The 22,344-nt window shown below is 45.5% G+C and carries 20 protein-coding genes; 9 read left to right on the top strand and 11 right to left on the bottom strand.

What is annotated here, in order from left to right:
* Positions 1–3: 3 nt before the first annotated feature.
* Together MKY19_RS04460 and MKY19_RS04455 are read right to left on the bottom strand one after the other, a co-directional pair.
* Entirely contained in the window at positions 4–3,393 is a 3,390-nt protein-coding gene (locus MKY19_RS04460; RefSeq protein ID WP_339800691.1) for a tubulin-like doman-containing protein, read from the bottom strand.
* Positions 3,394–3,454: 61 nt separating this feature from the next.
* Positions 3,455–5,272, bottom strand: coding sequence for a vWA domain-containing protein (locus MKY19_RS04455; protein WP_339245085.1), 1,818 nt, complete (start codon positions 5,270–5,272; stop codon positions 3,455–3,457).
* Positions 5,273–5,459: 187 nt separating this feature from the next.
* On the opposite strand from MKY19_RS04455, the gene MKY19_RS04450 reads away from it, so the two are divergent.
* The 3 genes from MKY19_RS04450 (at position 5,460) to MKY19_RS04440 (ending at position 8,439) form a co-directional block, all read left to right on the top strand.
* Positions 5,460–5,630 carry a hypothetical protein gene (locus MKY19_RS04450; RefSeq protein WP_155288085.1) on the top strand — a complete coding sequence of 57 codons (171 nt, stop codon included), beginning with the start codon at positions 5,460–5,462 and terminating at the stop codon, positions 5,628–5,630.
* Positions 5,623–6,549, top strand: a complete 927-nt coding sequence (locus MKY19_RS04445) for a hypothetical protein (protein WP_149646435.1) — start codon at positions 5,623–5,625, stop codon at positions 6,547–6,549. Before MKY19_RS04450 ends, MKY19_RS04445 begins: the two co-directional genes overlap by 8 nt.
* Positions 6,550–6,660: 111 nt before the next feature.
* Positions 6,661–8,439 (top strand): hypothetical protein, encoded by a 1,779-nt coding sequence (locus MKY19_RS04440; protein WP_339800687.1) that lies wholly within the window; start codon positions 6,661–6,663, stop codon positions 8,437–8,439.
* Between the two features lie 105 nt (positions 8,440–8,544).
* Here MKY19_RS04440 and MKY19_RS04435 read toward each other — a convergent pair whose 3' ends face one another.
* Both MKY19_RS04435 and MKY19_RS04430 read right to left on the bottom strand, forming a co-directional pair.
* A complete protein-coding gene (locus MKY19_RS04435) occupies positions 8,545–9,090 on the bottom strand; it encodes a pyridoxamine 5'-phosphate oxidase family protein (protein WP_339800685.1) in 546 nt (181 codons plus the stop codon).
* 638 nt (positions 9,091–9,728) lie between these two features.
* Entirely contained in the window at positions 9,729–10,211 is a 483-nt protein-coding gene (locus MKY19_RS04430) for a GyrI-like domain-containing protein (RefSeq protein WP_339800682.1), read from the bottom strand.
* Between the two features lie 153 nt (positions 10,212–10,364).
* Between MKY19_RS04430 and wrbA the strand changes: the two genes are divergently transcribed.
* Positions 10,365–11,006: an NAD(P)H:quinone oxidoreductase type IV gene (gene wrbA, locus MKY19_RS04425; RefSeq protein ID WP_042185089.1), complete on the top strand. Its 642-nt coding sequence runs from the start codon at positions 10,365–10,367 to the stop codon at positions 11,004–11,006.
* 85 nt (positions 11,007–11,091) lie between these two features.
* Here wrbA and MKY19_RS04420 read toward each other — a convergent pair whose 3' ends face one another.
* The 5 genes from MKY19_RS04420 to MKY19_RS04400 form a co-directional block, all read right to left on the bottom strand.
* Positions 11,092–12,084 (bottom strand): Gfo/Idh/MocA family oxidoreductase, encoded by a 993-nt coding sequence (locus tag MKY19_RS04420; RefSeq protein WP_339804160.1) that lies wholly within the window; start codon positions 12,082–12,084, stop codon positions 11,092–11,094.
* Between the two features lie 51 nt (positions 12,085–12,135).
* Positions 12,136–12,489 carry a DUF1648 domain-containing protein gene (locus MKY19_RS04415; protein WP_339800679.1) on the bottom strand — a complete coding sequence of 118 codons (354 nt, stop codon included), beginning with the start codon at positions 12,487–12,489 and terminating at the stop codon, positions 12,136–12,138.
* A 34-nt stretch (positions 12,490–12,523) separates the two neighbouring features.
* The gene (locus MKY19_RS04410; RefSeq protein ID WP_339800676.1) at positions 12,524–12,850 is read right to left on the bottom strand and encodes a nucleoside triphosphate pyrophosphohydrolase; all 327 of its coding nucleotides are present in this window, start codon (positions 12,848–12,850) and stop codon (positions 12,524–12,526) included.
* Between the two features lie 37 nt (positions 12,851–12,887).
* Positions 12,888–13,283, bottom strand: a complete 396-nt coding sequence (gene mutT, locus MKY19_RS04405) for an 8-oxo-dGTP diphosphatase MutT (RefSeq protein ID WP_149646429.1) — start codon at positions 13,281–13,283, stop codon at positions 12,888–12,890.
* 168 nt (positions 13,284–13,451) lie between these two features.
* Entirely contained in the window at positions 13,452–14,165 is a 714-nt protein-coding gene (locus MKY19_RS04400; protein WP_339800673.1) for a YceI family protein, read from the bottom strand.
* 149 nt (positions 14,166–14,314) lie between these two features.
* On the opposite strand from MKY19_RS04400, the gene MKY19_RS04395 reads away from it, so the two are divergent.
* From MKY19_RS04395 to MKY19_RS04380, 4 genes are all read left to right on the top strand, one after another.
* The gene (locus MKY19_RS04395) at positions 14,315–14,995 is read left to right on the top strand and encodes a response regulator transcription factor (protein ID WP_339271498.1); all 681 of its coding nucleotides are present in this window, start codon (positions 14,315–14,317) and stop codon (positions 14,993–14,995) included.
* Positions 14,983–16,398, top strand: a complete 1,416-nt coding sequence (locus MKY19_RS04390; protein ID WP_339268919.1) for an ATP-binding protein — start codon at positions 14,983–14,985, stop codon at positions 16,396–16,398. The genes MKY19_RS04395 and MKY19_RS04390 overlap by 13 nt, the downstream gene beginning before the upstream one ends.
* 69 nt (positions 16,399–16,467) lie before the next feature.
* The gene (locus MKY19_RS04385) at positions 16,468–16,959 is read left to right on the top strand and encodes a hypothetical protein (protein ID WP_149646426.1); all 492 of its coding nucleotides are present in this window, start codon (positions 16,468–16,470) and stop codon (positions 16,957–16,959) included.
* Between the two features lie 265 nt (positions 16,960–17,224).
* On the top strand, positions 17,225–18,682 hold the full coding sequence (locus MKY19_RS04380; RefSeq protein ID WP_076299108.1) for an amidase family protein: 1,458 nt from the start codon (positions 17,225–17,227) through the stop codon (positions 18,680–18,682).
* Between the two features lie 85 nt (positions 18,683–18,767).
* On the opposite strand, the gene MKY19_RS04375 is transcribed toward MKY19_RS04380, so the two are convergent.
* Complete coding sequence (locus MKY19_RS04375) at positions 18,768–19,325, bottom strand: DUF1273 domain-containing protein (RefSeq protein WP_042185074.1); 558 nt, start codon at positions 19,323–19,325, stop codon at positions 18,768–18,770.
* Between the two features lie 176 nt (positions 19,326–19,501).
* Between MKY19_RS04375 and MKY19_RS04370 the strand changes: the two genes are divergently transcribed.
* Positions 19,502–20,167: a hypothetical protein gene (locus tag MKY19_RS04370; protein WP_339800669.1), complete on the top strand. Its 666-nt coding sequence runs from the start codon at positions 19,502–19,504 to the stop codon at positions 20,165–20,167.
* Between the two features lie 75 nt (positions 20,168–20,242).
* On the opposite strand, the gene MKY19_RS04365 is transcribed toward MKY19_RS04370, so the two are convergent.
* Positions 20,243–22,273: a beta-galactosidase gene (locus MKY19_RS04365; protein WP_339800666.1), complete on the bottom strand. Its 2,031-nt coding sequence runs from the start codon at positions 22,271–22,273 to the stop codon at positions 20,243–20,245.
* Positions 22,274–22,344: the final 71 nt, after the last annotated feature.

Here is a 22,344-nt window from a genome sequence, read left to right as displayed (position 1 = left end):
GGCCTATTTCAACTTTCTGCGGATGCTGCCGAGTTTGCTAGTCATACTCTTGTAGAAACTATACATCTCATCGCCGCTCTCATACTCTACCCGTTCATACTCCAAGCTGTCACGTGCTTCAAGGAAGGATACATACAGCCCTTCCAGCTTGTAGAGCAATGGGATTACGTCTTCAGCGGCAGTCATTTCACTCGCACGACGAGCTGCCTTACGCAGCAGAACGCTGCGGCTCTTCTCATCCAGCTCCCGGAAATGACGGTACACGGCATATTCCACGTAGCTACGTTCTTTCATCAAGTTGGCAAACGGCTCCCAAGCGTCCTCTTCTTCATCACGATCATAAACGTAGAGTGCGCCTTTCTTGATAATGCTGTCCGTATACAACGCCTCGATGAATTGGTCCATCCACTTGTCTTCGTCCAGATATTGATGGAGCAGCCCTTCAAGCTCCGTTGCTTTTGCAGTCAGTTCAGCATATTTGGCTAGCTCAACACGAACACGAGAAATCAGCTGCGGTGAACGAATTAGATTCTCCTGTGCCATATCTTTGTTAATGCTGCCAAAAATATCTTTAATGCCTTCGCGTTCCAAGCCCTTCTCGCGCAGATTCTTAAGTTCATCAGCCGCCTTCTTCACTTCTCCGAGATTCGGACGTGAAGAATTTAACTGCATATCAAATCCACTCAATAGAGCATCCATATCAAATGGTTTCGTGAACACAACAGAGTATCTGTTGCTTGTGTTCTCGTCTACACCTTTTTCGATGATCACTCCGCTTGCCAACGCCTTTGCAAAGTCTGCACGTACACGTGCGTTATAATCACGTACACGAGAATTGACGTAGGTGTCACCCCATGATTTTTCCGGAATCGGAGAAGGCAGATACGTCCAGTTGTTCTTATCCGTCATCACCAGATGGCGGCCGATCCCTTCCTTATCTAGAATGGTCCGCTCATAGTTCTCTTCAAACACCCGCAGCGGCGTGTATACGAAGAGTGGCACACCGTTGCGGGTGTTAAGCCAGAAAATACGGTTTTTCACTTGGCTTTCTTTGATTGTAAATTGTGATTTGCCAAGCGCATTATTCTGATAATTACGAATCCCTTTCAGGATGCCAGGTGCTTTAACAGGTACGGAAACGAAGCCCCATGATGGGAAATGCAAGCTGCCCGAGCTGTTGCTAAGGTGGAAGGTAGGCACAGCCTCTTCGTCCAATTTACCGGCAATAATCCGCTCTACGAACTTATCCAACGGCTCTTCATGGCCGAATTTCATCACAAGGAAATCTTCCATCGAACGGGTGATCAGATCCCCGAACTTATCACTAAGGAACTCTGAAATCGAGCGAACGATATCAATCTCCTGTTCCTTAACCCAACGTCCGGAATGCTTCAGCATTTCACGGGTGAAGTCGCGAATCAAGTCGTCGCCGTCCTTCTGATCCATGATTTTGGAGATCGTCGCCGAAATATCCGGCACGTTAACAATGTTCCAATAATAAGTTTTGTTTCCTTTATAATCCGCTTGCTCCTCGCCATTGATAAGGATGTCCCCATTCTTGGCAAAAATCGAGCTAAGCGCACTAAGAATCTCCGTAAACACACCATAAATCCGGCTGTTTTCATCGTTTAAGAGCTCGTATAAGTCCTCATAAAATTGAATCATTTGCTCAGTACGTTCTACATCGGCATGCAACCAATACTCATTGATTTTAGCGTCAATATAGGCATTTTTCTTCTTCTCTTTGGATACAAAAGCACTGCGTGCATCGCTCAGCTTCTCATCCGCACTGTCCTGTGCCGTCTCAATATCGCGTGGCAGACGCAGCAAGCTTTCACGTAAAGCCTCAATATAAGACTGAATCAGCTTCAAAATACAGAAGCCCTTCTCGGTGTACAGCAGGCGGGAAACGTAGAATGGCCCTTGCTCTGGGTGCAGGAAGATGCGCTCCAGCTCTTCACTGAAACGTCCAACAATTTCGCCAGGCAGCTGCTTTTTCGATTTAATATATTCCTCACGGGCACGAGCCAGGAAGTTCTGCTCCAGCTCTGTATCCATACTTACCACTTGATTCTTGACTACATTGGCATGACTCAGGCGTTCGCTGTTCTCGTAACCTGGCAATGGCTCAGGCACACGGGATTCAAAGGTTTTAATCATACTGTCGAGATCAATCCCAAGCTTACGTGCGAATTTCTCTACATCCTCTTGACCAGGCGCCTGCTGGAACATTTTTTCCATTTTATCAAACAAGCGGAAAGCCAGATAAGTCGTCATTTCCTCAATCGGAAGCACGGCAGACGAGGCACCGATAATGTTGTACTCATAGTTAGCTGGATAAGTCTTATTCATCTGCGCAATATTGGTGCGGATATTACTGATATAGTCATGGATGGCGAATTCTTCACCAGACTGTTTCTCTTCACTTGCCATAAAGTTCGTGATGTTCTCAGCCGTTACGTTCATACAATAATCATACGCATTCTCTAACAGCTTACCTTCGGTATTCGTTGCAGAGATCAAATGGCATAAATTAAACGGAGGCAGTGGAGAGTTTACCGTCAAAATATTCCCGTATTGCTGCTGGAATCGCTCCCCACGACTATCTACATTCATCCAGTAATCCAGCTCTTTTAGCGCCGCATAACCGTTCTTGCGAATATATTCACGCGTATGCTCACTTAGACTTTTATTAGACAGGTTCACGTCCGGTGTAAAGAGATAACCCAGTGTGTTCACACGGTCAATACCGGCTGATCCATAATCACGTTCAATAATACCGCGTACGATATAGGCAATATCAAGGAACGCTCCACTACCTGTACCCCCTGACAGACCTGTCAAAAGGAAGACCATCAGCTTTTTGTTCGTGCCTACAGATAAGGTCTTGATCTTCTTATCAATCGCTCCTACAACCTGATTAATCTTGGTGAACAAGAGCAGACGTCCAGCCTGCCGCACACCAGCGGCACCGTTCATACCATCTGTGATACTCAGCTCGGGTGACAGCCAATCCGTGATGTACGAATCAAGGATACTGCGGTTCTGCAGCAATCCGCCGATTTCAGCGTTCGCCAGCAATACAAATTCATTCTGTGGATCGAGTCCGATCCCTTTGTATTTCTTTCCGCGATCCTGTTCATTCGTTTCAAAAGCTAGAAACTCTACATTATCCGGCTTGTCCCGCTTCTTCTTGGATATCGGATCTTCCGGCAGCTTAAAGCGGCGGTTAATCTGATATTTAAGACGCAGCAGGGCATCAATGCCCGTGCCGCCTAGTCCAATGATCAGGATCGGATTATCAATCGTATCCACCCTGATCTTATCGCTGACAATCCCGCCGCCTAGTGATACATCCAATTGCTGTATATGCTCTCTTACTACTGGTTTCATATGCTTTATCCTCCTAAAAGTTTTGCGGAAGCTGTACTTCAGATTTCTTGCAAAACCACTTCTATACTAAATATTCGAGATAAATCGTCTTATCTACCGTGTGCAGGGACACTGAAACGCGGTCACCACTCTTCAGCTCAAGACCACGCGAGGCATCCGCAGCACGTCCGGATCTCTCTACAGTAATACCTTCTCCACTGCGTAACAGCAATCGGTCATTCTTAGCTGGTGTGAAAATAATACTCTCGCTTTCCTTCAGCTCAGGCGCTAATTGCAGCAGCTGATGAAGGGTGAACTTGCCTCTGAATCCAGCAAGTTTCTTATATTGTGGGTAGGTCTTCTCACCCGTATTGCCGTCTTTAACCTCAATTACCAGCTGTCCAACAAAACCACGTGCCGATTTCTTATTCAGCACATACCATGCCGCAGCGGCTGCCAACACCAGAAGAATACCACCAATAATGTAATACAAGGTATTGGACGATGCTTCTTTCAGAGGTTCTTCTTTGCCCGTTCCTGTCGAAGGACTGGTAGTTGCAGCGCCACCTGCCTTCGCGCTGATTTTTACAGGAGCACTTTCACGATAGAAACTGCTTTCCTCTGCACGAACCTTCAGCTCATAGTCATGGCTTTCTTTTACCTCGAAGGTGCCCTTAAAAACATCCCCGGAGTTATCCAGTTCGATTTCCTGTACATCACCTGTATCGATATCTGTAGCAAGCAGTACCGCCTTCATATCTTGATACAAATTACTGAGCGTTACCTGAGTACCATTGCTGAACAGGTGAGAGGTAATATCAATTTTATCACCTTTTTTATAGGTTGCTGATGGCAACGCATCGATCTTAAGCTCCAAATCGTAGTTAAAAACTAGATTAATATCAATTTTATCCTTTGGCACACCTTTGACCTGAAGCTTCCAATCTCCTTCTTGCGGTGACAACAGCTTGATCAAGCTATACGTAGAAGACTTCGACAGCACAACATCCTTGGACGGGATGGCGACAGCATTTCCTGAAGGATCAGTTAGCTTCGCGGTCACAGGCTGTGACGACATAATTGAGATATTGGCTTCCAAAACACTGCCGTTAGGCACGTTGACAGTCACATCCTGATAATCCCCATTTGCAGTGATCGACTGCACAGGTACTACCTTTAGCTTCAGATGACTAGCAAAAATTTCACTAAGTATTTGCGGAAGATCATCAGCGGAGTCCGTCGAAAATGCTTTACCACCTGTCTCAGTGGACAGATCAGCGAGTTTCTGTTTATTCAGCTTGCCGTCTGCGTTAAGACCAATCGTATAAATGGGATAGCCATTCTTCTTGGCAACCTCCACAGCGGCGTTCAGTTCTTTATCCGATTCGCTTTGCGTCCGGCCTGTTGTTTTGTTGAAATCGTTATTGCCGTCAGCTAGCATTACGATGATTGGCTCATGTTTCGGATCGCTACCATTCTGGAGCACCTTCACAGCTTCTTCCACACCGACAGCAATGTCGGTATAAGCTCCACGGTCCAGTCCATCAATAAAATCCTTCAAATCCTGTTTATCTGTCTCTGAGTTAATTTCCAGCAGGGCCTTCTCCCGCTGCACTTTGTCGGTATAGGCAACAATACCTACTTTATCACCTTGAGTGGATAGCATATCTATGAACATTTTCATCGCTTCGTTCGCGACCTTGTTCTTGTCACTAGTCTTCATGGAGTTACTGACATCGATAAGAAGCACCGCATCAATGTGAGATTGCGCCGACGTAGCCGCATAGGCCTTAACAGCTGCAAAAGGCGAGGCAGCTAGACAAAGAGCCAGGAGCAATGCCGGAAAGATACGTAGAAAGAGAGTCTTGGTTGTTCTAATACTTTGATATTTACGAAGCATAAATAGGGCTCCTCTTGTGTTATATTAGGCACATATGACAGCTTCAGCACTGTCGCTAAAATCTGTAAATAGTATGCCATTATGATATAATTAAACCTTGTAAACTTCAACTTTAGGACCGCCGGACCAAAGTAGCAATGATGCATAGAGTGATCATTCTATGAGACATCCGATCTGCAAGGCGTCCATGAGAAAGGACTGTTCCATGATTTCATACGTCATTCTTGGGATTACGTTCCTAATTGCCGTAATTCAGATTTCCATTTATGCCGCACATCAGCGCAAACCACTGACACGTGATGATATTAACGATCGACTGCTAGCCGCTTTGAACGGAGGCGATAAAGGCCGTGAATAAGAAAAGACCCGTTACCTTCCGGCCTTTCAAGGCCCCGCGTTATGCTTATGACAAGCTTCGTATTTGTCGCCACTGCGGACAATACACCGCTCTCGGTGAAGATCGATGCACCAAATGCGGTAAAGACTCACTAATTACGGTAGAAAAGCAAGCTGCATCTATTGCAGGAAGAAAAATGCATACGCGCCTCCTATTCATCTTACTGCTTACACTAGCCTCCGTCTATTTTGGGAATAGCATAGAGCAGATGATGTTATGTGGTGCCGGAGGGATTCTCCTCGCTGGACTATTGTACTATACGCAGCGAAAAGCACGGCAGAACGAGAATCTTCGTTCTCTTAACGAGCTGCTTGGACGAGGGATTGGCATCATCAAAGAGGGACTGGAGATCAACCGTCAGGAGGCTGTCTCCGTACTCCGTGAGGATGATGTGCTTGCCTACGAGAAGCTGCGCGAACTCTCCATCCTGCTTCGTGGTGACCGGATCGCACGGCAGCGTATCGCCTTGCTGCATGGATTTTTGCTTCGCAAGGATATGGATTTAGAACTGGAGCAGCTTCTTCTTAAGGATTTCGAGCCGCTGCTAGCCGAATATATCGGCGAGATCGCTAAGGTCCGTCCTGATCTGATCAAAGATCGTACACTACGATACGTAAAGAACTATGAAGTAGAAATTCGTCATATGAATAATGGTATGACCATCCTTACGGGAGTTGCCGGAGCTGCAGTAAGAATGAAGCGTTATGCCCTGCTCTACTCCAGTATGATCGGCCGATACGTGCAAGATCTGCCTAAAGACCGCTTTATGCGGTTATCCAAACTCATTGCTGCGAATCCCCATGAACCGTGGAATGGCTTGGACCAAAGAGTAGCGGATATTCGTGAAGCCAAATACCGCTGGGACCCCGAAGTTCAATAGACATTCTTATATTTCAAGAAGAAACGGCATAATTGTTTCTCGGTGAAATATAAGAATAAAGAATGATATGAAACTATGCTTTCTTATATTTTGAAAAAGAGGCTACTCTATATGACGTTCAAACAATTAATAACCCTGCGAAACTTTATGATCATTTTGTGTATAAGCATGTTTGTGATGCTTGGACAGAAGGTTTTTCTCATCGCCGACAAAATACAAATAACCAAGGAAGCCGAGCGTCTCTATGCTGCTGGCGATCTGATAAGTGCAGAGAATCAGTATCGCCTAGCGGCGGCAAACCATTCCATTCTTTATATGGAAGAAAAGGTTACGAAGCGACTTGATGAGCTGTCACCAATCACGGCCATCCGCCAAGGTTTGAATGCCTTGGTATCTTCCACTAAAGCACAAGCTGCGACTAAAGATTTCACCGGATTTATGAAAAGTTATGATACTCTCCTCAGCTTAAAAGCTACATATATGAAGCCCGGTGGTCCTTATGAATCCTATTATCGCCAGTTATCGACCGATTCAGGCATTTCTGACCAGTTCACAACCTACTTCCGAGAATTTAAGGAGCAGTTTCTTACCGAACTTGCTCAGAGCCAAGATGGAAACAAGAGTGAAGAAGACACTTTTAAATGGAATCTGTTGCAGATTCCCGATGCCTATTACGGAAGCGCTGCATCCAAGGAGGAGTTGCTAGCCTCCAAGTTCAAAAGTCATGATACAGCTAAACTAAAAGCCTTAGCAGGCACAGGAAACTTTACAGGCATGCTGGAGAGCACCCTCTCCATGATGAATGCTTACAGCCAGCATAGTTACGAAGCGCCATGGGTACTTGGGCAGGCAGAAAGTAGCGGAAAGATCATCCTGAACAAAGATCTAGAGAGCGATAACATCACCGCCTTTGCTGGGCATGCTGTTGCTTATCGTAATTTTGCAGGATCGGCAGGAATTACTTCATCCAAAGTACTAACCTTAGTAGATACTAGTAAAGCTAAACTACTTAAAAATGCCAAGCGCATGACCAGTAAAGGTCAATATGCTGAAGCTATTCAACTATACAGTGATCTTGCTCCGTTAGAGGATACTTCTTCAATCATTGCCGCTACAAGATTGGCTTGGAATATTGCCGAGCCTGTGCGCCTTCTCCCGGGCGGTGAAGAGCAAGGCAGATATGGGAACGTCATCTCCAGCAAGGAACTACACGATAAGAAGGTCATTGTGGCTGGAACGGATAGCAATGGTGTCCTCTATTATGCAGCAATGAATAGCGACGAAAGTGTCATAACTTTAACTGGAAATATTTTACCAAAATTCGAGAGTCTGCGCAGTCTAACTTTTAATGACCAGCTTGCTGCCTCTTCAGGTTCTGGTGCCCCCGTGGTTCTGGCTGAATCTGAGGTCGAAGGTGGACGTACCCTTTTTACAGCATATGAAATGAAATCGGATGGTATTTCGCAGTTGTTTTCAGTGTCTGGAGATAGCTATGAACTGCAGTCCGATGATTCCTTACTCGTATCTAACGCGGATCTCGGAGACGGTGTCGTTGGACAGACGGCACGTTATCGTAAAGTAGATGGCAGCTATCAATTTGCTGAGATTGTTCAGGAGTATGCGGTAATTTCAGCTTCCGATGTAGCGCTTCATCCTTTTGAAAAGGTATCTTTTCACTGTGAAATCGTCGCAGATAACTTCGGTAATATGCTGGCTTATTCGAATGGGGTTTATATTTTGCTTCAAGGAGACTTGGGTTCCGTTACAGGTAACGCGTTAGTTAGTGGTCAATATCAGAACGGTTATCAGCTTGTTGGAACGGACATGGGAGAGCAATATGTGCCTGTGTTTGTGGTGGAATCCGTGGGTAGTATGAGTTTTGGACAGTAGAATATATGAGATAACTGCTTAGTCGAATTGAGAGATCGCTCATCGTGACGAATGAGAAACTTTATATATACATGAACCTAGAATCACCATGTCCGCTTAGTTTTTTTATCCAAGGGGTGTCGGTAGCCCGTCTATACTTGTGGTGTTCTTCTCTTGTCTATATTCTTTCAGACCTACTTCGCCCTTTTGGATAGACCAACGTTGTAACGTATCTCGCTCACCATCATAACTCATGAATGGGACCGAAAATCCGCAGGAAGTCTGTACCTTATGAACATCAATTAAAATGATCTGTCTAGCTCCAGGCAGAGGTGTAAAAATAGGGTACAGTGCTTCCCATTCAAATGAACCAGGCAGGATTACTGTCCCTGTTCCATACAGTCTCAGAATATTCGGCGGTCCTTCAAACGCACAAAACATAACCGTCACTCTTCCATTTTCCAGCAGATGTGCGCTCGTCTCATTACCACTACCGGTCATATCGAGATAAGCCACTTGATTAGGAGACAAAATCCGCAAGCAATCATGACCCTTAGGTGAAAGATTAACATGCCCCTCTTCAGATAGCGGCGCTGACCCTACGAAAAAAAGATGCTGCCGAAGAATAAACTCCTGATGTGCAGGTAATATAGCCGTGAATTGTTTTCCCATTTGGTGTTCTCCGTTTCGTTTTGGTTTGTGTGTGATTTGTTTGTTGGGTCTGTCACGCTCCATCGAACATATTAACTAAACCAGCTACTTCGTCTACACTTCCTTAGTTCAACTCCATCAAAATTCATCCATTTCACTCACTCAACAAGTTTTTCATTACACTCCACTTGCTCCATCTCCTCCCAAACGGTTTGGAGCATCTTTAGGGTAAATGTAGGGTATTTTTACTCCTCTTTCTTGCTTTTTGGGCTCTTTGAGGCAAATGTAGGGTATTTTTACCCCTCTTTCTTGCTTTTTGGGCTCTTTAGGGTAAATGTAGGGCATTTCTGCCCTTGAAGATTGCAACTTCGGCTAGACGCAGCTAATGTGGGAGATTTTTACCGTTCTGTTGCACCACTTCAGCCTAACACAGCGAATGGTACGAAATTTTTACCGTTTACTGGTTAACGACACATCCGCATTTAAATATGAAGCGTATTTACTCATTCCTTCTATTGATATATATTCGTTTTAATCGTTGAGTAACCCTTCACCCTCACCCGAGGGATTCAGCTCATCCGCGAAAAAAGGAACTGCCTCTCGGCAGCCCCCAAATCCCCACGAAACATTTCTTTTAGCTAAAATATCTTTCACCCGATCTACTCAATCGCAATATAAATCTCAACCTGCGTGTTAGCAGGATCAAAATTCCGTGAATCGTAAATTTCAAAATCGCCCGTATAAGTTCTTATCTCTGTAGAGCCCTTAAAATACGTCCAAATCTCCCCCCATGCTTGCGAGACTACTTCAAATACCGGACCTTTTTTCGTCGTAAAAACCATATACTTGCTCTCCGGAACAGCCGCACTAACGATGCCACTATCCGCTAAATATCTCTCCCCAGCCACTTCATGCCCAATCACAACGGTATAAGCTCCTGACGAATCACTCTCATAATCTGTATACAAGGCATAGATATACTCAGGCTTAACCGTATCCATCTGCCCCGCAATTTTACTCTGAAAATATGTTTCCCACAGCCGTGACAAGCCCCCATCAGGCCCCATTTCCACTTCATTTGTCGTACGTATGCTAACCCCAGCCAAGGTCATTTTCGGTTTTTGTGCAAAATAAGTATTCATTATTCTCCCTCATTTCCTGTAATTGAGTTCAGTATACACAAGGGAAGTGGACATCTGTCTGTCCAGTTAGAGCAGAATTATCGATTTGGGTTATAAAAGCATCAATGGGGTAATTAATAGTATGGAACTACACTCGAAGGGAATGACTCCAGCATGTCAAAAATTAAATTAGCCGTCATCTACTACAGTGCCACAGGAACTAACTACCAGCTAGCACAATGGGCCGCGGAAAGCGCCGAGAAAGCGGGAGCTGAGGTAAAACTGCTGAAGGTGCAGGAGCTGGTTCCCGAGGATAAAATCGCGGCCAATCCGGCCATGAAGGCCCTGGCGGAGAAGACAAAAGATATCCCAGTCGCAACACCTGAAGATATTGTGGAGGCCGATGCGATTATTTTCAGTTCTCCAACCCGTTACGGTAACATAGCTTCTCAAATGAAGCAGTTCATTGATACAACCGGAGGGATTTGGGGCAAAGGACTCACCGTAAACAAAGTCGTCAGCGCCATGAGCTCAGCACAGAATCCACATGGCGGACAGGAAGCAACGATCTTGGCACTCTACACATCGATGTATCACTGGGGAGCGATTGTCGCAGCACCAGGTTACACAGATCCCGTCACATTTGGAGCGGGAGGCAACCCGTACGGAACCAGCGTCAGTGTAGATGGAGACGGTAAAATGATCGAAGAGCAGGATCGGATCCGTGATGCTGTTTTTCATCAAGCGAAGCGTACTGTTGAAGTGGCTGGATGGGTCCAAGCAGGCAAAAGTAAAAACGCCAATAGTCAGAACTAGACGCCCACCTTCGATCGATATAGCAAACACCCCTCGGAGCTACCTTAGTAGCACATAAACCGAGGGGTATTACTATTTTTAAAATTTATTCTCCAGGATACTTAAGACCCCACTGCGCACGTATTTGATCCAGCAGTTTCAGAATCGCTAACGATTCATCCAGTGACATGACTGGGCTTTCTGTTAGCCCTGCTTGTAGACAACGTCCTACTTCCTCTGCTTCAAAACAATATCCAATAGAAGCTCGATCATCCACAAAGCTCTCTACCTTCTCATCCCCTATATAAAGCGAAGCTGATTTCGGGTTCACTAACGTCCCTTCAACAATTATACGGCCCTCTGTTCCAAACACATGCGCTTCCTCCAGCGTATTAAGACGAATACCACCGTTCAACGAAGCGGTTTTTCCATTGCCATAATTCAGCAGCATGGAGAAATGCTCATCCACTCCAGTCTCACCAATATGCACCGTACTGGAGATAGATTCAGGATGAGGTCCGAACACCATCGAGGCAAAAGAAACCGGATAAATCCCAACATCCAGCAGCGCGCCTCCGCCCAGCTTCGGATTCAGCAATCTGCTTTCCGGATTCCAGTCGGTGCGAAATCCTAAGTCTGCCTTCACCAAGCGAACTTCACCGATTCTACCCTCGGCGATCCATTCTCTAACCTTCACAATCGCCGGGATGTAACGACTCCACATGGCCTCCATCAGGAACAACTTATGATCTCTAGCGTAGGCCACCACTTCTTCCAATTCTCCGCTATTCACGGTAAAAGGCTTCTCACATAGGACAGCTTTGCCTGCACGTAGCGCCAATAATGCATTTTCTTTGTGAAAAGGATGTGGCGTTCCAATATATACCGCGTCTACATTCGGGTCATTTACCAATTCCTCATAAGTAGCATAAGCATGTGGTACTTCATGATCCCTCGCGAATTTATCTGCACTTTCCTGTGAACGCGAACCCACGGCATATGCCACGCCATTGCTGGCGTGAGCTAAATCAGTAACAAACTGATGGGCAATCCAGCCTGTACTGAGAATTCCCCATCTTACCTTGTAAGCGTTATCCATTTTCATATGCATGTTCCTCCTAATCCTTCTGCTAAGTCTCTTTTAATTCTATCAGACCATTCTAATAAATGTATAGGAACTGATGCCAGCAAACACCACCGTCACCACCAAAATAGCAATATTCCAGATCCTGCTCAAAGCCGCTGAATGCTCGTTCGAGCTCTGAATAAACGCTTTTTGCAAAAGGAACTGCAGGAGTTTCATGATTATAAATCCCAAACATCCAAGCCCGCTTTGCAAAATAACCTCCAGACTAGACTTACTTACAAATCTATCAGCCATGTTCCCATCGTAATGGATCGGGACCCTATCAGGCATTTTGGAATATAGGAATAAATAAATAGCTACAGGAATTAAGGCTACCACACCGCTTAAGATCATCATCAGTTTGGTTTTGGACAACATTAATAACCTCCTTATACGGAACAATAATCTCTAGTTATTCTCCTTCCACTTCAATTAAAAATATCCGTTCCTTAAATCCACCACGACGTTCAGCTTTCTCCGCACGAAGCTCCTCCAGCTCTGCGCTATTACTTCCATGGGTCTCCGCCAGCGCTTGAATTACTTCCAGCATGTCGGCAAGCTCCTCTAGAGCTTCTTCATTACTCACTGCCCGAGAATACTCCTCCGACTCTTCTTTCAATTTTTTACGTAGTTCAGTTATGTATTCTTTGGACTCTAATATTCTTGTTTTAAAGTCTTTACCTTGAGAAGCTATCAGGTTAGGGATTCCATCACGCACTAGCTTTTCATATACGGTCACTTAAGTTCTTCCTTTCTACTTGATGTTCAGACTGCCCTCACACTTGATCTGACCCCACCATTAGCCGTACTACAAAAGGAATATCTGCAGGGGCAAAAGTGAACTGACCGAGTGCAGTTGGAAACACCCACCTATATTCATCGTGATCGACAAGTTCAATTACACCTCCCAGATATCGGGCTTTCCAAGCAAACAGTCTGATCTCGACACTTCCATAGTTGTGCTCGTTCACGCCAAAGCTTTCATAGGGAAGGATTGTTATCCCCATCTCCTCCTGAAGCTCTCTTTGCAGACAATCTGCGATGCTTTCATCCTGCTCTATTTTGCCGCCAGGAAATTCCCACAGACCTGCCTGAGATTTACCTTGCCTGCGCCGAGCAATAAGAATCTGTCCTTCTTCATTATGTATAATCGCTGCCGCCACCTGGATCACAAGGAACACCTCCTTTATTGCTTTTTATTAGACAGATACTTCTATTAAAACATACATTTCATTCCAAACCAAAGAGACTCTCCCAAAAGCTATTAGGCCCGGGAAAGTCTCTTCCGTACAGTTTCTCTATAAATTGACAGCAACATCTTCCTTAAGGAAAGACTGCTGCTATTTCTTCAGCACAAGCTCTAATCGAACCTCAAGATTGTTCTCCGTATCCAGCACAACGGTGTGTGGATTGCTTAAGCCAAAATCAGAAAAAGCCACTGTTGTTGTACCCGACAGCATCAGCTGTCCACCACTGTACGCTGCTTGAGACTGGAAGGTAACATCCTTTTCTACACCCTTCACTGTAAGCGTTCCTTGCATTTCAACCGGCACAGTGGCTCCTTCGGTCCATTCCGTTGGCAGCTCCGAGAATGATTTAACGACAAACGTAGATTGTGGAAATTCCGTAACGGCTAGAAAGTCTTCCCCTTTTACATGCTCATCTCTTTGACCATTACCAGAGTCCAGAGCGCTCATATCTACTGACCCTTCTCCAACCATCGAAGTAGAATCTTCTATATTAATTTTCCAGGTACCTTGAACTTTGTTATCCACGAAGTTTACTGTTTCTTTAGAGGTGGTTACTGACCAATATACTTTAGAAGCATCCGTAACCGTCCAATCACCGTTTAATTGGTCGGCTGTGACCGCCATACCTACTGGTGCTCCAGTGTTAGTCGTGCTTTCTCCATTACCGGCTGTTGTGGCTTGCCCTGGAATCACGGACTCGATCTGTACATTATTGCCCAGCGATTTATCCAGCAATGTATAACCTGTGACTACTCCTACGATAATGACTCCGGCAGCGATCAAGGCTATTCTTTTTCTCTTCATCCTGTTCCCTCCAATATTCAAAATATTCTGTATATTTTCAAGCTCGTCCCTCATTCTAACAAAGCAATAAGTCGGGAAGAAGTCAGAGCAGAGCGAGCTATGATGTGTTAAACTTGTCGTAATTTTATAGATTGGAGGACCACCACATGATGAGATCCATTCTAATTGTTGAAGATGAGGAAGCTATCTCCAGGGTCCTCAGTGCCTATCTGAAAAAAGCAGGCTTCCATGTCACCCGTGTAGCCGACGGACGTGCTGCGCTGGAGTCTTTTGCTATAACACCTCCCTCATTAGTATTACTCGACATCATGCTGCCAAACATGGACGGCTTTGAACTGCTAAAGCTGATCCGTGAAAAAAGCAGCTGTCCCGTGATCATGCTCACCGCAAGGGACGGGATCAATGACCGACTAGCCGGTCTCGACGGTGGTGCGGATGATTATATGTCTAAGCCCTTTATTCCTGAGGAAGTGGTGGCACGCGTGAATGCAGTGTTACGCCGTCCTTCGCAGTGGTCCGATGGTAGCCGCAAACGGCATTATGGCAGTTTGTTTATCGACTTTACTGCACGAGCTGTCTTTTTAAACGGGGTTGAGATGAGTCTTAGTCCACGCGATATGTCGGTCATGTTATTTCTGGCTGAAAGACCTAATCAAATATGTACTCGCGAGCAATTAATAGAACATGTCTGGGAGATGGATTACGAAGGAAGTGACCGAGCCGTGGACTTGTCTATCAAAAGACTTCGCCAAGCGCTGTCGCATTGGCCAGTAGATGAGGGGGAAATCCGTACCCTGAGAGGGACAGGATATCAATTATGGACAACCTAAAGAAAAGCAGCCCCAAACGCACTTCGATTCTCTCCTATTGGACGATTCGTTACCTGCTCATCATTAGTGTTGGCCTCCTGCTAACTGCACTAACGACGTTCTGGTGGATCCAACAAGAAGCTATGAGTAACCGGATGCAGACTACTGGATTATTAGCACAGGAGATTGCCGACCGGAGCGTAAATCGTGAGGGTTCAATAGAGATCAGCCAAAATCTTGGAATGCTCATTGAAGACCGAAAACGATTCTTCAAGTTAACCGTAGAAATGTGTGTAATCATTACGGATCAGCAAAATCAGATGCTGTTCTCTATGCCACCACTAACTGAAGATGAGATGAGGCATAAACTTAATGATAGTCTTAACGACTCTCGCAGCCCGGAGTTCAAAGCTGCAGTAGCGTCCATACAATCGGATGACAAAACGCTTGGACAGGTGATTGTCCTTCAATCCAAGAAATCACTGAGGCATATCCCTCAGGAGGAGATCATTTTTTTCTCCACCCTGTTGCTATTTCTAATCATATTAAGTTGGCTAACCATTTACCTCTTGTCTCGTAAACTGGCAAAACCGATCCAGAAAGTAGCCAAAGCAGCCGCTCAAATCAGTCATGGCCGTTATGATATCGTTCTGGATAAGGACGCCAAAGAACGAGAAATCCATGAACTGATGTTGTCTTTTGAAGAGATGGCAGGCAAGTTACAACAATTTGAGCAGTCCCGTGCGGTTATGTTAGCCGGTGTATCCCACGAACTAAAGACACCAGTGACCTCTATTAAAGGCCTAATCCATGCCGTTCGTGAAGGGGTTGTCGAAGACGATGAAGCTGTGGAATTTCTAGATATTGCTTTGCAGGAAGCTGGACGATTGCAACGGATGGTTGCCGATCTTCTGGATTACAACGCACTGACTGCAGGAATCGTCTCTGTCCGCCACGATCGACTGGATGCCGTGCCACTGTTATCTGAAATCGTGTATCAATGGAAGCTGACACAAGCGGATGAAGTTGCAGAGCCTATGCTCCATATGCCAAGAACTCCCTTATTTTTGTGTGGGGACCCGCTACGTATCCAACAAATCATCGTCAATTTACTTAATAACAGTGTACAAGCCAAAGCCCCAGACCGAATGGTGCAGCTTACAGTAGAGTTGCTTGAACAGCAAGGTCATGGCATGGCGGAGATTCGTGTTCAGGATAATGGGCTGGGCATCTCATCGAATCATAGTGAACACGTCTTCGAGGCTTTTTTCCGAGGTAGCGACAAACAGAGCACACTACGTGGTCTGGGACTCGGTCTCACCTTCAGCCGTCTTTTAGCCGAATCTATGAACGGAAGCCTTGTGCTTGAGAAGCACTCCCAGGAAGGCTGTACCTTCGTGCTGTCTCTGCCGCTTGATCACTAAAAAATAGTCTGCGGGCCATCGTCATGGTATAATCATGTGCACAATCACACCGAAAACCGGAGGCTGTATATGCTTACTTTTGAACAAAAATTAGCGATTCTCGACTCTTACCCCCAACTGGAACGTAAAAACGTATCCCTTGGGCGCGTGAACTATCACTACGAGGAAAGCCAGCATGATAAGAAAACCGTTGCTTACCATCTGCATCCTAATGGGAATGGTTATGTGTTCGCAGGCTTATTGCGGGGCTATGAGGCAGATGATAAGGGCTTTGTGAACATTCGCGACTACTCGGAATCCGAGCTGCGGAGTCTGTTGGATGCCTCCATCACCTCACTTTCTATTTACATTCCAGACGCCCCTGTAGCCAGCAAAAGAAAGAAAAAGGCTGCGGCAGCCGCCGACTCACTCTGGACTAATGATGAGGGCCATACACTGACTCTAAAGCTTGAGGATGATTTATGGTATGTCTATGCCGACCTTAATCTAGAAATGGCCTTTGAGACCCTTGAGGAAGCTAAAGAATATTTAGCAGAAGAGGGATTTACAGCACAGGAGTAAGCAGGGGTAATAATAACTCCTATCAGAAAAAAATAAAAAGAGGTGTCCTAACAGCCATTTATTTTGGCCATTTGGACACCTTTTTTCAGTTGCGCGCTTGCAAGCTCTACCCAAAACTTCGCTAATAAAAAACATTAATATCCCCTCTAACTACCGAGACCATCATTCAATAATTTGTAGTATAAAAAGAATACTACCACTAAAACCCAAATTATGGTTAGATGAAGGGGAAGCTATATCCTAAGGGAAAGAAGCGTGAACGCACATGAGTTTTGAAATCGTAGAAGCCACTATACCGGAGATCCAAGCTGCATTAGAAGCCGGAGAACTTACGTCAAAACAACTAGTTCTCATGTATTATGAACGCATAGCTGATCATGACAAAAATGGCCTGACGATTAACTCTGTGCTGGAGATCAATCCTGATGCATTATTTATCGCAGAATCTCTAGATGTTGAACGTACGATCAAAGGCTCCCGGGGACCCCTGCACGGCATACCTGTGTTATTGAAGGATAACATCAATACCGGGGATAAAATGCATACTAGCGCGGGCTCGCTGGCTTTGGCGAATTCTTTTGCCGGGGAAGATGCGTTTATAGTTACCAAACTGCGTGAAGCCGGAGCAATCATTATGGGTAAAGCCAATATGACCGAATTCGCCAATTTTATGACAACCGGCATGCCCTCCGGATACAGCTCCCGCGGCGGGCAAGTCCTTAACCCCTACAATATATCTACACCAACAGGTGGCTCCAGTGCTGGTTCCGCGGTAGCTGTCGCTTGTAACTTTTGTACAGTTTCTGTTGGCACAGAGACCTCGGGATCGATCCTTAACCCTGGTAACTTGGGCTCCATTATTGGCATTAAGCCAACTGTTGGACTGCTCAGCCGTTCGGGAATCCTTCCGCTATCCAATACACAAGATACTGCTGGCCCTATGGCCAGAACCGTTCGTGATGCCGTTCTGCTGCTAAACGCAATGCTCGGCAATGATACTCAAGATGCAGCAATGGGAACGAATATAGGTAGAATCCACAAGGATTACACTGTATTCCTAGACCAGAATGGCTTGCAAGGCGCCCGAATAGGTATCCCGCGTGATTATTATTTCGAGGAGCTGACAGAAGAACAACTTGCACTGTTCAATGCTTCTGTAGATAGAATGAAAGAGCTTGGAGCTACTATTATTGATCCTGCGGATATTAAGACCGCCCGGGAAATTAGTTATTCTTCTGTGGTATTGAATGAATTCAAAACAGCTTTGAACGCTTATTTATCTCGTTTGGGCCCTGGGGCACCGATGCGAACGTTGAAGGATATTATTGATTTTAATCATGCACATCCTGTGGAGACTTTGAGATATGGTCAAGCTACGTTAATAGATGCGGAATATACCTCTTCCGGCACACAAACCGAACCAAAGTATTTGCTGCACCGTGCGACTGACCTAAAACTATGTAAGGAAGAAGGCATCGACGCCACCATGAAGGAGCACAATCTGGATGCCCTGCTGTTCCCCGCCGATTTCGGCGCCAGAATTACCTCCAGAGCAGGATATCCGTCCATCGTTGTGCCTTCCGGTTATACATCAGCCGGCGCCCCCTTCGGTGTAACTTTCTCAGCGAAAGCTTATCAGGAGCCTACACTCATCAAGCTCGCCTATGCATATGAACAAAACTACAAGGTGCGAAAAGCACCATCACTAAAGAGTTTTATCTGATCACTTCTTATATCAAAAAGCCCGTAAACGGTGATGGTCTCATTCACTGTTTACGGGCTTTTACTTTTCCGAAATTTACATATATTTACTCATAGTCACGTTGATTCTCTTCATCGGCAATATTCTGAATTTCATCAGAGTGAATTAGAAACAACTCATACTCTCCTTCAGCATGCAGCTTCAGCGCCCGCTCTTTAAAAAACTTCGGACTCCCCTCCGCCGCATCCTCATCATAAAAGAGCAATATTCCGTCACTTTTGCGGAACAACAAATCGTCTCTAGCCCGAAACTGCCAGCTACCGTCATAAGGAGCATTACTGACCGCCCCGAAGAAATCCGCACCCGCAATAATACGCCGATACTCGTTCTGCTTTTCTTCTTTCCATTTCTCTTCCTGACCAGTATGCGCTGTAATGATCCCAAGCTTCAAGTCCGGATATTGCAGCTTAAGTTCGCTCACCACTTCGCATGCCCACAGATCCACACCATACTGGCCGGGCGTAATCACCCATTCCACGCCTTCTTCAATCAAAGGTTTTAATCGGTTAGCTAGTGCCTTTTTGATATAAGGAATCCCTAGATGCTTATTGTCAAAAATACCGAGCTCGTGCGCACGATACCCTGTTACTAGTAAAGTCTTCATGTGCTGCCTCTTTCCTGGTCGTTGGCTTATCCTTTAAGTCTACATATTTGTTCATTATATAACATTTGCATATTTCATTTCTTTAGGCAAACTCTCAGCGGAAATTAAGCAAACTTTCAGAACTGTTTGTTATATTTCTCCTAATCTATCTTTAACCTACTAAGGAGGAATAAAAAATGAGAAAGTTCGTCCCTATTCTAATATCTGGAGGCCTACTCGCTTCTCTATTATTGGCTGGCTGCAGCGCGAATTCGGAGGCCGAAGGAACAACTGCTGCAAATAACCAAGCAGACAGGGGTTCAGCAGCCAAACAACCACAAGCAAACGGCGATCAACAGAATGGCGGACCTAATATGTCCATGAATTTCGGTAAGATTAAGAGTGTAAGCGATACTACCCTTACCATCTATAAATCAGACATGTCTATGCCCCGACAAGGTGCTGGAGAAGGTGACGGGCAGAACAGTCAAGGCGGTACCCCGCCGGAAAGACCTGATGGCGATCAAAGTACAGGAAATGGCGCTGCGCCCGAGAGTGGCATGCCACAAGGGGAAATGCCGGAAGGTGGCGGACAAGGCGGTGGGCCACAGGGAGGTAGAATGCAGCAAAGCTTCTCCGATGAAACCACAGACATTACGATTGATGCAGATACTAAAATCGTAGCGGTTACCTTCGACAATGGCACGCGTCAAGAAAATGTGATCACCTTAGCAGAACTGAAGGCTGATGATATTATCCAATACACACTTAAATCAGATTCCACCGTGGCGGAGAGCATTACATTAAGTAATGGCAATCCGGGTGGAGCTACTCCAGATGACAGCGCGAGCAGCAGCAGCTAATGAAATGCTGCACCACAAAAAAAGATCTCCGGGGACAAGCTGGTTCCCCGGAGATCTTTTTATATATACTACGAATTAGTTCTTATCCGACAAAATCAATACTCCACGGGCTGGCACAACAGCAGAACCGCTAACTTTATTGCCAGTCAGAAGATCCGTACGCTCAGTAGCACCAATATCCGCACTCAAATCACCAGTGGTGTGGTTCAGCAAGAATAGGTAGGATACGCCTTCCTTCACACGTTGCACAGATTCGATACCTTCCGGTGCAGTTACTAGCGGCTGAATGTTCTTGTCGGCACACAGATTGGCTAAGAATCCTTTCAAGAATCCCGCTTCTGGGCTGGTAGCCACGTAATACGCTTTACCTTCACCAAAGTTATTCACAGTCAAGGCTGGCATTCCTTTATAGAAATCAGATCCGTACTCTGCCAAAACCTCAGCACCTTCGGCATGAATCAGATCGCAGAGCAGATCACATTTGTAAGAACCACTCAAATTGCCCCACGCTTTGTCCATCACAATCTCATTGCTCATCCCTGGCAGCAGTGCATCAATTTCCTCAGCCCAGATCCCGAGTACGTTGCGCAGTTCCCCAGGGTAGCCACCTACGGTTACGAGGTCGTTCTCATTAACAATTCCGCTGAAATAAGTCGTAATGAATGTACCGCCTGCTTTTACAAAAGCTTCAACCTTCTCAGCAAAACCCGGCTTAACCATATACATCACAGGTGCGATTACAATCTCATATTTGAACAGATTCTCTTCGACACCGATCATATCGGCTTCGATATTTTGTTGGTAGAGTGCATCATAATATTTATGAATCTCATTCACATAATCCAAAGCTACGGATGGTCCGCTTGAAAGGTTGATCGCCCAGCGGTTTTCCCAGTCATAAATAATCCCCACTTTAGCTGCACTACGCGCATCCAATAGCTGATCTCCAAGCTGTCCCAGCTCTTTCCCTAGCTCAGCGCATTCACGGAATACACGCGTATGCTCATGTCCGACATGCTCAATAACAGCTCCATGATACTTCTCACATGCACCAATTGAACGACGCAGCTGGAAGAAAAGAACAGTGTCTGCACCACGCGCAACAGCCTGATAACTCCACAAGCGCATAACCCCTGGACGTTTCAAAGAGTTATAGGGTTGCCAGTTCTGCTGGCTAGGTGTTTGCTCCATCAGCATGAACGGTTGTCCATTCTTCAATCCACGCATGAGATCATGCGTCATGGCTGTAAAGCTGACCGGTGTATCCAGTGAAGGATAGTTATCCCAAGAAATGACGTCCATATGTTTTGCCCACTCAAAATAGTCCAATTCATCATAAAAGCCCATCAAGTTAGTGGTAACAGGTACATTAGGACTGTGCTCCTTAATCGCATCGCTCTCAATTTTGTAGCATTCCAGCAAGCTATGCGACATAAATCTGCGGAAGTCTAATGAAATGCCTTGGAAGTTGGTACGGTTGCCGTCCCATTCTTCACTCAGCTCACTAGGCAGTACAATTTCTTCCCAATCATAAAACGTATGTCCCCAAAAACGTGTATTCCACGCTTTGTTTAATGCATCCAGAGAACCATAACGATCCTTCAACCAGACACGGAACGCCGCTTCAGATAAATCAGAATAATCATAGTTACTGAACTCATTCGAAACGTGCCAAGCTACAAGCGCCGGATGATCCTTATAACGTTCAGCCAGCTTTCCTGCCAGCTTCGCTGCAAACTTGCGGTAAACCGGACTGTTTGGATTCGAGTTATGACGTCCACCGAACTTGCGTTTTCTGCCCTTCACATCAACACGAGTAACTTCAGGATAACGATGAGCCATCCAAGCTGGGTGCGCTCCTGTACCTGTTGCCAGACATACGTAAGTACCATTTTTATATAGTCTATCCATTAATTCATCTAGTGATGAGAAATCATAAGTGTCTTCGGAAGGTTGGATCAGCGCCCAGGAAAACACATTAATTGTGGCAACATCAATTCCTGCCAGCTTAAACATACGCTCATCCTCTGCCCATACAGGCGCATCCCATTGCTCTGGATTGTAATCTCCACCGTACCAAATCTTAGGTAATTTATCGTTAATCACACTTCGCACATCCTTTATAGTATAATTATATATATATTGTAATCGGTTAACCTGACGCTATAAATATAAAA

The organism is Paenibacillus sp. FSL R5-0744, from assembly GCF_037972555.1.
GTDB lineage: Bacteria > Bacillota > Bacilli > Paenibacillales > Paenibacillaceae > Paenibacillus_AQ.
Note: the sequence above shows the minus strand (reverse complement) of the source record. Positions and strands in the feature narration are given on the sequence as shown.